The organism is Sulfitobacter sp. W027 (assembly GCF_025143985.1).
In the GTDB taxonomy this organism is placed as follows: Bacteria; Pseudomonadota; Alphaproteobacteria; order Rhodobacterales; family Rhodobacteraceae; genus Sulfitobacter.
Genome location: NZ_CP083564.1, coordinates 2,093,196 through 2,106,242, shown reverse-complemented (window position 1 = coordinate 2,106,242; position 13,047 = coordinate 2,093,196). Strand labels below are relative to the sequence as shown.

General features: G+C 62.2%; 10 protein-coding genes. 6 read left to right on the top strand and 4 right to left on the bottom strand.

All coding sequences use genetic code 11. The features are described 5' to 3' along the window. Nucleotides 1-35 precede the first annotated feature (35 nt). A complete protein-coding gene (gene purB / locus K3759_RS10305; RefSeq protein WP_259981608.1) occupies nucleotides 36-1,340 on the bottom strand; it encodes an adenylosuccinate lyase in 1,305 nt (434 codons plus the stop codon). Between the two features lie 221 nt (nucleotides 1,341-1,561). After that, nucleotides 1,562-2,773 (bottom strand): alpha/beta fold hydrolase, encoded by a 1,212-nt coding sequence (locus tag K3759_RS10300; protein WP_259981606.1) that lies wholly within the window; start codon nucleotides 2,771-2,773, stop codon nucleotides 1,562-1,564. Between the two features lie 167 nt (nucleotides 2,774-2,940). On the opposite strand from K3759_RS10300, the gene K3759_RS10295 reads away from it, so the two are divergent. The 6 genes from K3759_RS10295 (at nucleotide 2,941) to K3759_RS10270 (ending at nucleotide 9,745) form a co-directional block, all read left to right on the top strand. After that, entirely contained in the window at nucleotides 2,941-4,095 is a 1,155-nt protein-coding gene (locus tag K3759_RS10295) for a PLP-dependent aspartate aminotransferase family protein (RefSeq protein ID WP_259981604.1), read from the top strand. 125 nt (nucleotides 4,096-4,220) lie between these two features. Further along, nucleotides 4,221-5,192: a c-type cytochrome gene (locus K3759_RS10290; RefSeq protein ID WP_259981603.1), complete on the top strand. Its 972-nt coding sequence runs from the start codon at nucleotides 4,221-4,223 to the stop codon at nucleotides 5,190-5,192. Next, entirely contained in the window at nucleotides 5,189-7,753 is a 2,565-nt protein-coding gene (gene ctaD, locus K3759_RS10285) for a cytochrome c oxidase subunit I (RefSeq protein WP_259981602.1), read from the top strand. Before K3759_RS10290 ends, ctaD begins: the two co-directional genes overlap by 4 nt. After that, nucleotides 7,750-8,151, top strand: coding sequence for a hypothetical protein (locus tag K3759_RS10280; protein WP_259981601.1), 402 nt, complete (start codon nucleotides 7,750-7,752; stop codon nucleotides 8,149-8,151). Before ctaD ends, K3759_RS10280 begins: the two co-directional genes overlap by 4 nt. Next, complete coding sequence (locus K3759_RS10275; RefSeq protein WP_259981599.1) at nucleotides 8,148-8,723, top strand: cytochrome c oxidase assembly protein; 576 nt, start codon at nucleotides 8,148-8,150, stop codon at nucleotides 8,721-8,723. The genes K3759_RS10280 and K3759_RS10275 overlap by 4 nt, the downstream gene beginning before the upstream one ends. Further along, the gene (locus tag K3759_RS10270) at nucleotides 8,720-9,745 is read left to right on the top strand and encodes a c-type cytochrome (protein WP_259981596.1); all 1,026 of its coding nucleotides are present in this window, start codon (nucleotides 8,720-8,722) and stop codon (nucleotides 9,743-9,745) included. The genes K3759_RS10275 and K3759_RS10270 overlap by 4 nt, the downstream gene beginning before the upstream one ends. Nucleotides 9,746-9,748: 3 nt before the next feature. On the opposite strand, the gene ligD is transcribed toward K3759_RS10270, so the two are convergent. Both ligD and K3759_RS10260 read right to left on the bottom strand, forming a co-directional pair. Next, on the bottom strand, nucleotides 9,749-12,208 hold the full coding sequence (ligD, locus tag K3759_RS10265) for a DNA ligase D (protein WP_259981593.1): 2,460 nt from the start codon (nucleotides 12,206-12,208) through the stop codon (nucleotides 9,749-9,751). Next, nucleotides 12,208-13,047, bottom strand: coding sequence for a Ku protein (locus tag K3759_RS10260; protein ID WP_259981592.1), 840 nt, complete (start codon nucleotides 13,045-13,047; stop codon nucleotides 12,208-12,210). The genes ligD and K3759_RS10260 overlap by 1 nt, the downstream gene beginning before the upstream one ends.

Sequence of the window (13,047 nt, the reverse complement as noted above, 5' to 3'; positions counted from 1 at the left end):
GTCTGCGCCAATCTCAAAGCATTACGATTCTCAGATCATTCGCCGAAGACGCGTTTGAAGATCGTGTCGACATGTTTGGTGTGATAGCCCATGTCGAATTTCTCGTTCACGCCGTCTTCGCCCAAGGCCGCGACGACCTCTTCATCAGCCAGCAGCAACTCGCGGAAATCAAGGCGTTCTTCCCAGACCTTCAGCGCGTTGCGCTGCACCATAGAATAGGCATCCTCGCGGCTCACGCCTGCTTGGGTCAGCGCCAGAAGCACCCGCTGGCTCATCACCAGACCGGGGAATTTATTCATATTGTCCAGCATGTTCTGCGGGAAGACGAGCATCTTGTCGATGACGCCCGCCAGACGGTGCAGAGCGAAGTCCAGCGTCACGGTCGCGTCTGGGCCGATGCCGCGTTCGACAGAGGAATGCGAGATGTCGCGCTCATGCCAAAGGGCCACGTTTTCCATCGCCGGGATCACCGACATCCGCACCAGACGTGCAAGGCCGGTGAGGTTCTCGGTCAGCACCGGGTTTTTCTTATGCGGCATGGCAGAAGAGCCTTTTTGGCCCATCGAGAAGAACTCCGCCCCTTCAAGCACCTCAGTGCGCTGCATGTGGCGGATCTCAATGGCGACATTCTCGATGCTGCTGGCGATAACGCCGAGTGTGGCAAAGAACATCGCATGGCGGTCGCGTGGTATCACTTGGGTCGAGATCGGCTCAGGGGTGAGGCCCAGTTTCTCGCAGACATGCTCTTCGACCCGCGGGTCGATATTGGCGAAAGTGCCCACAGCGCCCGAGATCGCGCCGGTGGCGATTTCTTCTCGTGCCGCGACGAGGCGAGCGCGGTTGCGGTCCATCTCGGCGTAGAAACGGGCGAAGGTCAGGCCCATGGTTGTCGGCTCGGCGTGGATGCCGTGGCTGCGGCCAACGCGAACGGTGTCTTTATGCTCAAGCGCGCGTTTTTTCAGCGCTTCGAGCAGCTTATCAAGGCCAACCAGCAGCAGGTCAGAGGCGCGCACAAGCTGCACGTTAAAGCAGGTATCGAGCACGTCCGAAGAGGTCATGCCTTGGTGCACAAAGCGGGCCTCGTCGCTGCCGACATGTTCAGCCAGATGGGTGAGGAAGGCGATAACGTCATGCTTGGTGACGGCTTCGATCTCGTCGATGCGGGCCACGTCGAATTCCACGTCCTTGGCTTTCCACACAGCTTCGGCGTTTTCGCGGGGGATCACGCCAAGGTCGGCCATGGCGTCGCAGGCATGGGCCTCAATCTCGTACCAGATGCGGAATTTCGTTTCCGGCGACCAGACGGCAACCATATCGGGACGGGAATAGCGGGGGATCATGCGCGCACCTTTTCAGGACAGGGGAAGGGTCAGGGGCGGCATAGACTGACTTTGGGGTAAGGACAAGTCTGAGGGGGTTATGGGGCGGTGAGGGCCAGCGCTGGTGTTTCGCTTGCGAGTTGTAGTTGCCACGGAGGGCCAGCGCCTACCCGTCCGGGCGGGCAGGCGATGGCCCGGCGCCTACGGCTTGATTCCGGGCTAGGGTGGTAAAGTCACCGTACCTAGAGGAGTTCGGTTAGCACCGTCGAGCTCCGCTCTAACGTCCTATGCACTGGGCACTTATCCGCAATCTCCAGCAACCGCTGCCGTTGTTCCTCGGTCAAATCCCCCTCCAGCCGGATCCGCCGCCGCCATGTGTCGATCTTCTCCGCAGCACCGGTGCCCGCATCCTGCGCATGAACCTTGTCGTGGCAGACATCCACGTTCACGCCCATCAGCGGCCAGCCCTTGCGACGCGCATACATGCGGATCGTCATCGACGTGCAGGCCCCAAGCCCCGCCGACAAAAATCCATAGGGCGACATGCCACGGTTGGTGCCGCCGTAGGCCAGCGGCTCATCCGCCAGCGCATGGTGGTGTGGACCTGCGTTCACATCTTGCAAGAAGCCATCGGGATCGGCCTCGCTCACCCGAACGATCCCTTCGGGCGCGCCGGGGGGTGGGGCGGGCGATTTCAGCGCCATATAGCGGTCGGCCCAAGTGGCGATGATCTCAGCCGCATATTCCGCATCGCCTGCTTGGGTGATGAGGTGGTCGGCATCATCCAGCGTGACGAAGCTTTTGGGGTGTTTCGCGGCCAAGAAAATCTGGCCCGCATTGTCGATGCTGACAATCTCATCGCGCGGGGCGTGGAGCACCAGCAGCGCGGCTTTCAGCTTGGCAATATCCGGGGCGAGGGTGGCCCCTTGGACGTCCTCGATAAAGCTCTGACTTATCGTAAAGGGCCGCCCGCCAAGATTAACCTCGGCGCTGCCCTTGGCCGAAATTTCAGGCAGGCTTTCGGCGAAATTATGGGTCACATGGGCCGGATCGAAGGGCGCGCCCAAGGTAGCGACCGCTTTGACATGCGACAGTTGCGCCGCGGCTTTCAGCACCGCCGCGCCGCCCAGCGAATGACCGATCAACAGCGCCGGGGCCATGTCACGGCTGGAAAGGTAGCTGCAAGCGGCGATCAGATCATCGACGTTGGAGGAGAACGACGTGTTCTCAAACTCGCCGCCCGAATGCCCCAGCCCGGTGAAATCAAACCGCAGCACCGCGATCCCCATCGCTGCCAGCCGCCCCGCGATGCGCCGCGCGGCGGGGATGTCTTTGCCGCAGGTAAAACAATGCGCGAAGAGGGCGGTCGTCAGATGCGGCCCCTCGGGCATGTCCAGACGTGCGGACAGTTCCGTGCCATCTGGGCCGGGGAAGGTAATGCGTTCGATGGCCATGTGGCTCTCCAAATTGCTTGCATCAAAGGTGACATGTTCAGCGGTCTGATCAAGAGCTGCGGGGGAGCGCTCACCCAAGCGTGACGCGAAAGCATTCTGCGTGATCGCATTTGCCCCGCCTTGTTGCTTTGTATACCACATGAGCAAAACACTGTCGGAGACATATCTTGGCCCAGCCCCCCAAACCAAACCTGCACCCTGCCACCATCGCGGCCCAGGCCGCCGGGGCCGTCGATCCAGCTTCCGGTGGGGTTGTGCCGCCGGTGCAATTCGCCACCACCTATCTGCGGGACGAGAATTACGATCTGGTGAACCCCGCCAATGTCTACCTGCGCTCGCATAACGAAAACACCCGCGTGGCAGAGCGTATCCTGAATGCGCTCGAAGGGGCCGAAGAGACGCTGATCTTTCCCTCCGGCATGGCGGCCATCGCGGCGGTTTTCCGCACCGTGCCCAATGGCGCGAGCGTGGTGGTGCAAAGCCAGATTTACTGGGGCACAACCAAATGGATCCGCGATTTCTGCACCCGTCGGCAAATTGCGTTGCATGAGGTGGATGCGAGCAATCTTGACGCCTTCGCCGCCCTGTGCCGCGCCGAAAAGCCTGACCTGTGTTTGATAGAGACGCCCTCGAACCCGTGGCTGCGGATCACCGATATCGCCGGGGCCGCCGCTGCCGCGCATGAGGTGGGCGCGACGCTGGTCGTCGACAGCACCGCGGCGTCGCCCGTCCTGAGTCACCCGCTGGAGCATGGCGCGGATATTGTCATGCATTCGGCGACCAAAGGGATCAACGGCCATTCCGACGTGCTGGCCGGGTCTTTGGCCACCAATGATGCGGGCGGAGCGCGCTGGCAGATGATCCGCGATGACCGCAACGAAGCCGGCGCCGTGATCGGCCCAATGGAGGCGTGGTTGCTGGCACGCGGGATGCGCACCTTGCCGCTCAGGATGCGCGAAATGTCTCGCAACGCAATGATCTTGGCAGAGTTTCTGTCGGATCACCCGCAGGTGGAACAGGTGACGTACCCCGGTCTGCCGGACCATCCCGGCCATGCCCTTGCCGCCCAGCAGATGAGCGGCGGCTTCGGCGGACTGTTGTCTTTTGTCGTCAAAGGTGGGGCAGAAGCAGCACTGAAAGCCGCAGGACGGTTGCAACTTTTCCACCGCGCCACCTCGCTCGGTGGTGTCGAAAGCCTTGTTGAGCATCGCCACACCATTGAACCGCACACCGGGATCCCCGAAGGGCTGTTGCGGCTGTCGGTCGGGATTGAGGATGTCGAAGACCTCGGCGCCGATCTGGGTCAGGCACTCGGCCAGTAAAGATCTTCTGGCCGCGGGTTTTTGCGGCCAGTTTTGCCCATAGCGGCCCTATTCTACCGCGGCTGTCTGTGCCACTCTGACGCGAATTCTGCGTGACGCTTGAATAGGATGACGGAGCCAACACCATGCGCTTGTTGCTGATCTGCCTAAGCCTGCTGGCGCTTTCGGCCTGCGAAGGGCGGCAATCGGTACTGAACCCCGCCGGGCGCGATGCGCAGGATGTCTTGTCGCTTATCTGGGTGATGTTCGGCGGGGCGGTGCTCCTCTGGTTTCTGCTGGCAGCAATTTTTGTCTATGTCACAAGGGTCGAGCCGCGCGAAATGCCGCGCCGTTGGGGGGAGATACTGATCGTCGGCGGCGGGGTGATCTTCCCGGTGATCTTGCTGGGCGCCTTGCTGACCTACAGCCTGCCAATGATGAAACCCCAACGCGAGGCCGATCCGGGTCTCAAGGTCCACATCACGGCAGAACAATGGTGGTGGCGCGTGGATTATGAACTGCCCGATGGCAGCCGCGTGACCTCGGCCAATGAGTTGCGTCTGCCTACGGGGCGGCGCACAGGGTTGGTGCTGAACGCGCATAAGGTGATCCATGCCTTTTGGGTGCCCGCCCTTGGCGGCAAGGTTGATATGATCCCGGGGCGCGAGACGTTTCTGTCGTTCCTTCCAGAAGAGCCGGGCATCTACCGGGGCCAATGCGCCGAATTCTGCGGCGCGTCCCATGCATTGATGGCATTCGAAACAGTGGTAATGACGCCCGAAGACTTTGCCGAATGGTTGACGGCTGAGGCCGAGGCAGCCACCGCGCCCGCCAGTGGAGAGGCCGTTCGTGGGGCGCAGGTCTTTGCCCGCGAGGGCTGCGGCGCTTGCCATAGCGTGCGCGGCACACCGGCGGTGGGGCAGGTGGGGCCGGATTTGACCCATGTCGGCAGTCGCAAAAGCATCGGTGCTGGCATTCTGAACGGCAGCGAAGAAGATTTCGCCCAGTTCATCGCCCATACCGAAAGCCTGAAACCCGAAGTCGCCATGCCAAGCTATGACCATATCGCGCCTGAAGACCTGCGCGCGCTGGTCGCTTATCTCAAGGGGCTGACATGATAAAACCCGCATCGCTTCCCGTGGCCGAAGGGCCATATCCGCCAAGCGAGGCGGCATTGGCCGAACCGGTACCGCAGGCCGAGCAGCAGCGCGGCGCCGAGGAGTTGCGCGCGGCGTGGAAGACGCCGCAAGGCTGGCGCTATGTCACCGCCGTCAATAACTCTGAGGTGGGCAAGTGGTATGCGCTGACGGCGCTGGCCTTCATGCTGATCGCAGGGGTGCTGGCTCTCTTGATGCGGGTGCAACTGGCCTTTCCAGACATGACCTTTTTGGACGCGGATCGGTTTAACCAGTTCTTCACCATGCACGGCTCGGCGATGATGTTTCTTTTCGCCGTGCCGATGTTCGAGGCGATATCGATCCTGTTGCTGCCCGCCTTCCTCGGCGCGCGGGACATGCCGTTTCCCCGGCTATCTGCTTATGGGTATTGGTGTTTCCTGATTGGCGGCTGTTTCGTTCTGGGCTCATTGCTGTTTGATGCCGCGCCCAAGGCGGGCTGGTTCATGTACCCGCCGCTTGCCACCAAGGAAGAGGGGATCGGCCCCGATGTTTGGCTTTTGGGGCTGAGCTTCATCGAAGTTGCCTCCATCGCCGCGGCGGTTGAGTTGATCGTCGGCGCGCTGAAATGCCGTCCGCCGGGGATGCGGGTTAACATCATGCCGCTCTATGCGTGGTATGTGCTGGTTGTGGGGGGCATGATCCTGTTCGCCTTCCCGCCGCTCATCGCCGGGGATTTCCTCTTCGAGCTGGAGCGGTCCTTTGACTGGCCCTTCTTCGATCCGACACGCGGCGGCGATCCAATCCTGTGGCAGCACCTCTTTTGGATCTTCGGGCATCCGGAGGTCTATATCGTCTTCCTGCCCTCCATTGCCATCGCCGCGATGATCGTGCCCACCGTCGCGCAGCGGCCCATCGTGGGCTATTCGTGGATCGTACTGAGCGCGGTGGGCACCGGGTTCCTCAGTTTTGGGCTCTGGGTGCATCATATGTTCACCACCGGGCTGCCTCAGATCAGCCTTGGCTTCTTCTCGGCAGCCTCTGAAGCTGTTGTGATCCCCACTGGCATCCAGATCTTCGCCTTTGTCGCCACACTGATGGTGGGGCGGGTGAAGCTGACGCTGCCGATGCTTTGGATCGCCGGCGCACTGGCGATCTTTGTGGCGGGTGGGCTAACGGGTGTGATGCTGGCCATCGTGCCGTTCAATTGGCAGGTGCATGACACCTATTTCATCGTGGCACATCTGCATTACACGCTTTTCGGCGGTATGGTCTTCCCGGTGATCGCGGGGGTCTATTATTTCTATCCTTTCATCGCCAAGAAACTGCTCAGCGAACGCTTGGGCCTCTGGGCGTTCTGGCTGATCTTCTCGGGCTTCAACATCACCTTTCTGCCGATGCACCTGACCGGGTTGATGGGGATGCCGCGCCGGGTGTTCACCTATCCCGAAAGTTCCGGCTGGGGCTGGCTTAACCTGATCTCGACGCTGGGGGCTTTCATCATCGCGGCGGGCTTTGCCGTGTTCCTTTACGACCTGCTGCGCCCGAAAAAGGCTCAGGGTGAAATCCCGCGCAATCCGTGGGGCGCGGGCACGCTCGAGTTCTCCCATGAGGTGCCGGAGGAGGCGTGGGGCGTGCGCTCGGTCCCGCATGTGACCTCGCGCTATCCGCTGTGGGATCAGCCGCAATTGGTCGAGCGGATGGACGCGGGCCGCTACTATCTGCCCGATGCGCCTGATCATCAGCGTGAGACCATCGTAACCAGCGTGATCGACGCCAAGCCCGTGCATGTGCAGCGTGTCACCGGACCTGCGTGGATCACCATCCTTGCTGCTGGTTTCACCGGCGGGGCGTTCATCTTTCCGACCTTCCACATCTACACACCGGCGATCATCTGCGGTGCCTTCGCCATCGTTTGCATTATGTATTGGCTCTGGACCAGCACCGCTCGCCCTCCGAAGGAAGAGATGCGCGATGCTGGGCTGGGCCTCCGCTTGCCGACCTATGCTTCTGGGCCCGACTCGGTAGGCTGGTGGGCCATGTGGATCACCATGTTAGGCGATGCCACGGCCTTTGCCAGCGTAGTTTTCGGGTTCTTTTTCTACTGGACAGCACGGCCTGATTTCCCGCCCGAGGGGGCACTGCATCCCATGGGCCATTGGGTCGTCTTGGCAGCGCTGGCGGGCGTGGCGGCTTGGGCGCTGACGCTTGCGGCGCGCGAGGCGAATGTGCGCGGCAAGGTCGCGCTGGCCCGCGTGGCGCTGGTCTTGGCGCCCTTGGCCGCTGGGGTGGCAGGCGTAGCCGCTTGGGCCGCCGTGCGCGAACTGGACCCGACGTCCCATGTCTACCCCGCAATCCTCTGGGCGCTAATGGTCTGGCTGGTGGCGCATCTGAGCGCGGGCGTGTTGATGCAGGGGTATTGCTTGGCCGGGAGCGTCTTTGGCAAGCTGACACCGCACCACGACGCCGACCTGCGCAATGTCACCCTTTATTGGCACTTCATGGCAGTCAAAGCGCTGGTGACCGCCGCGATCTTGGGCCTCGCGCCGGGGTGGCTGACATGAGCGACATCCGCGACGAGGAAGACGCCCATGAGTTCCGCGCCGAGGCGCTGAGCCTGTGGCGGATCACCTTCAGCCCGCTGATCTGGGCGGTGCATTTCGTGACTTCTTACGGGGCGACCGCGCTGGTCTGTGCCAAGGGCGGGGTCGGGGCGGTGGCGCTGCTCCGGCTGGGCATCGGCATCGGCACGGTTTTTGCATTGACGCTGATCCTCTGGCTGGCGTGGGGGGCATGGCGGCAATGGGATTTGCGGCGCGACCGGGCGTGGGAGAATGACGCGGGCACGAGCGAAGACCGGCACCAGTTCCTCGGCCATGCGGCGTTTTTGCTGGCGGTGATTTCTTTTATCGGGGTGGTCTATGTCTCCCTGCCGGTGCTGCTGATCGGCGGCTGTGGATGAGGGTGGGGCTGGGATATGGCGGGCTGGCGCTGCTGGCGGTGCTCTGGATTTTGCCGCTGGGGCAATGGCTCGGCGCGGATTTCCCGCATCACATGCTGCGGCATATGGGGCTGGTGGCTGTGGTGGCGCCGCTGCTGGTGTTGGGCTTTCCGAACGTCACAGGGGTTTTCGCCCTGTCGCCGCTGCTGGGCGCGGTGGTCGAGTTTATCGTGGTCTGGGGCTGGCACCTGCCTGCGCTGCACGGCTGGGCCGATGGCGGATGGCCGGGGCTGGTGCTTGAACAGCTAAGTTTCGCCTTGGCCGGGCTGCTGGTCTGGGCCGGATGCCTGCGCGGCGAGCCACTGGCCGGAGCTGGCGGGCTGCTGCTGACCTCCATGCATATGACGCTGCTGGGCGGGTTGATTATTCTCGCCCCGCGCGACCTCTATGCTGCGATTTGTGGCCGTGCCCCGGACCTTGACGCGCAGCAATTGGGGGGGCTTTTGATGTTGGGGATTGGCACGCCGATTTATCTGGTCGCAGGATTGGCGCTGGTCGCTAAGACGCTGGAAGACAAAAGGGAAACGGCATGAAGCGGGTAATCCAAACCCTCGCCGCAGTGGCGGCTGGCGGAGCCTTGGTGGCGGTCTTGATCGTGACAATCGGGCTCTACAACGTCTCGGCCCGTGAGGGGCATATGTGGGGCGTGACCTGGCTGATGCACACGACCTTCAAGCAGTCGGTCAAACTGCGCGCGCCGGGGCCAAAGGAGGTGCCAGATGACCTTGGTGTGCCGGATCGCGTGACGTTTGGGGCGCTGCATTTCAAGTCCGGCTGCGCCTTCTGCCACGCGCTGCCCGGCCAGCCGCAAAGCGCCACGGCTCAGGCGATGGAACCGACGCCGCCGCATATCAGCACCATCACCGATTGGACGCCGGGTGAGATGTTTTGGATCATCGACGAAGGCGTGAAAATGACTGGCATGCCGCATTGGCCTGCCAAGGATCGCGACGACGAAGTTTGGTCGGTCGTGGCCTACCTGAACGCGCTGCCTGACGCGGCGGGGCAGGTGGCGCTGGCAGGCGAAGGGCGTGGCCGCGCAAGTTGCGCAGAGTGTCATGGCGAAAGTGGTAAGAGCGGCAACAGCTATATCCCCCGGCTTGACCTGCTGACCCCCGGCCAGATCGCCGAGGCGTTGCGGCAGTACCGTAGCGGTCAGCGGCCCAGCGGGATCATGCGAGAGGCGGCGATGGCGCTGAGCGACAGCGAGATCGCCACGCTGGCGCAGCAGTTCGGTTCTTCCAAAGGTCCGCGGCGGCAGTCTGAACCTGCGCCCGAGGCCACAACCCCCGGCGCGCTGCTGGCGCAACGTGGCACTGGTGACGTGCCCGCCTGCACCGTTTGTCACGGGCCGGGACGGCAGGCCGATGCGCCCATCGCGCCGCTGCTGACCGGGCAAAGCCGCAACTATCTGGCGGGGCAACTCAGACTATGGCGTGACGGTCATCGCGGTGGGGGGGAGAGGGCGCATCTGATGCGCAAGGCCGCGCAGGATTTAAGTGACGCGGATATCGCAGCCTTGGCGGACTACTTCGCGGGGCTTCCGACTGAGTAGCCCTTAGCCCTCAGACCATGTTTGCAATTTCTCGATCACCCCATCGGTCAGCGCTTGCAGATCGTTTTGCACCGCCATCGCCGGGCAGGGCTGATCCAGTTGCGCAGCCATATCGCCCATGCGGAAACCATTGGCGCTGTCGAGTTTCTCTAATTCCTCCCAAGTCACTGGCACGGCCACCGGCGCACCGGGGCGGGCGCGCAGGGAATAAGGCGCGATGGCCGTGGCGCCGCGTTCGTTGCGCAACCAGTCGATAAAGATGCGGCCCTTGCGCTTGGCCTTGGACATGGTCGCGACATAGCGGTCGGGGTTTTGGGCGGCCATGACATGGGCGAAGGTTTTTGAGAAAAGCTTGACCGTCTCCCAGCCGCGTGTTCGGCGCAAGGCCAGCCAGACATGCACGCCCTTGCCGCCAGTGACGATGGCCCCCGATTGCAGGCCCAGAGCCGTCAGCGCATTGCGTACCTCGAAAGCCGCAGCGCGCACATCGGGCCAGTCCAGCCCCTCATCGGGGTCGAGGTCAAAGACCAGGCGGTCAGGGCGGTCCAACCGATCCACCCGCGCGCCCCAGATGTGATACTCAATGCTGCCCATCTGCGCCGCTGCAATCAGGCTGTCGGGCCGCGTGGCATAGAGGTAATCCGCTGCGTCGCCGTCACTTTCTTCGATTGAAACCCGCGACAGCGCATCGGGCATCCCGCCGCTGTCGTGCTTTTGAAAGAAACACTGTCCGTCGATCCCCGAAGGGCAGCGGAACAGCGACAGCGGACGGTGGCCCATGAGGTCAATCATGCGCGGACCGACACGCTCGTAATGTCGTGCCACATCGCCCTTGGTGCAGCCCGCATCCGGGAAAACTTTGCGGTTGGCATTGCTGATCTGAACGCCGCCAACCTTGCTGTCATCGGCCATCTGCGGCTCCTCTTGCGGTTCTTCCACGGTCACTTGGGTCGCGTCCTTATCGTGGCGCAGGCCCAGAAAACTGCCGTGCCGGATCACGCCGTCGGCGGTGAACTCGGTGAAATCCACCTCTGCCACCAGATCAGCGCGGACCCATTTCGCATCGCCGGCGACTTCAGGCGGAACGTCCCGCGCGGGCGGGGTCTTGCGGGCGGTCATGGCGCGGACAAGGTCATTCATCATCTCTTCGGAGAACCCCGTGCCGACGCGCCCCTTGTAGCGCAACTTGCCCCCCTGATGGCTGCCGAGCAGCAGTGAAGCAAAGGCGCGGCCTTTCTTGTCAGAAGGGGAATAGCCGATGATGACGAATTCCTGCCGCCGGGTGCATTTGATCTTGAGCCAGTTCTTGCTGCGTCTGCCGGAGTAGGGCGCGTCGATGCGCTTGCTGATGATCCCTTCCGCTCCGGCTTCACAGGCGCGTTTGAACACTTCGGGGCCGTGGCCGACCACATGCTCGCTCAGCCGCAGCGGTCCGCCTGCGGTGAGACCAGAAAGCAGTTTGGCCAGCCGTGCGCGGCGGTCTTCTTGTGCGGTGCCGCGGAAATCCTCGCCATCGAGCGACAACAGATCGAAGGCGTAGAAAACCAGCGGATGCCCCTCTTTCAGCGCCCGCTGCAACGATGAGAATGCCGAGCCTTTGATCCTGGCCGCCATGACCTCTCCATCCAGCAGGGCACGGTCGCAGGGCAGAGCGTCAAAGGCATGAGCCAGCCCGTTGAACTTCTCGGTCCAATCCTTGCCTGAGCGGGTGTAGAGTCGCGCACCGCCCTTGCCGAGGGATACAAGACAGCGGTAGCCGTCGAACTTGGTTTCATGCATCCAGTTCTCGCCCTCTGGCGCATCGCTGACGAGAGTGGCGAGTTGTGGTTTGACGAAGGCCGGGCGTTTGCCTTTGCGTTTAGGGCTTGGATCAGCGACTTTTTTCGCGGGGGCGTCCTTGGCGATCTCGGCCATGGTGCGGCCTGTGGTGATGGACCGGGCGGTGCCCTTGGTCAGCCCGTCCGGCACATCGCGGGCATAGTCGTCGCGTTCCTTGATCAGCAGCCAGTTCTCGCGCTTTTCCTGGCCCCGCATCCGCACCAGCGTCCAACCGCCCTGCATCTGTCGGCCTTGAAGCGTGAATTTGAGCTTACCGTCTTTCAGCCCCTTGGCGACATCGCCCTGCGGCATCCACGTGCCACGGTCCCAAAGCATCACCGTGCCGCCGCCATACTGGCCCTTGGGGATCGTCCCCTCAAACCCGCCATAGTCGAGCGGATGATCCTCTGTCCGCACGGCGAGGCGCTTTTCCGAGGGGTCGGGCGAGGGGCCTTTGGTGACTGCCCAACTCAGCAGCACCCCTTCCCATTCAAGGCGAAAGTCATAGTGCAGGCGGGTGGCATCGTGTTTCTGAACGACGAAACTCTGCCCCGCACCACTGCCGATTTGGCCGCGCGGTTCTGCGGTCGCCTCGAAATCGCGTTTGGCATTGTAGCTGGCGAGCCTGTCGGGGGATTTTGCCATTACGAAGCCTTTTTACGCGGTGCCTTTTTCTTGGCGCTGGATTTCGCGCCGCCCGCTTCTTTCAGGCTCTCTTTCAGCGCGCTCATCAGGTCGATGACGTTCTCGCCCTCAGCAGGGCCATCATCGCCGGTCTGCACGCGCGGGGTCTTTTTGTTCTTCACCTTCGCATCCAACAGCTTTTGCATCGCCTCGGCATATTTGTCGGTATAGGCGGAGGCATCGAAGGGCGCGGTCTTCTTGTCGATGAGGGAGGTGGCGACCTCAAGCAACTCCTTGTCGGTCTCATCATCTTCGATATCGGTGAAAATCTCGTCCGCCTCACGCAGTTCATCGGCGTAGTGCAGCGTCTCCATCAACAGCCCGTCGCCGCAGGGTTTGACGCAGGCAAGGTATTCCTTGCCACGCATGGTCACCTGACCCAGCCCCACCTTGCTCGCCTGCCGCAGCGCATCGCGCACCACGCGGTAGGCGTCTTGTGCCAGATCGTCAGAGGCTGTGATGTAATAGGGTTTGTCGAAATAGAGCGGCGAGATTTCGCAGGCGTCGACGAATTGCACCAGTTCAAAGGTCTTTTTCGTTTCAAGTTTGATCTGGTCCACTTCGTCAGGGTCAAGCAGGATATATTCATCACTGCTGACTTCATAGCCCTTGACGATATCCTCGGCCTTGATCGGGCCAATGCCGGGTACGGACTTCTCATAGCGTACGCGTTTGCCGGAGGGTTTGTGAATTTGCCGAAAGGACACTTTGGAACTGGTCTTGGTGGCCGAAAATATTTCGACCGGGATCGACACCAGCGAGAGGCGAAGCTGACCTTTCCAAAGTGCGCGGGGTGCCAT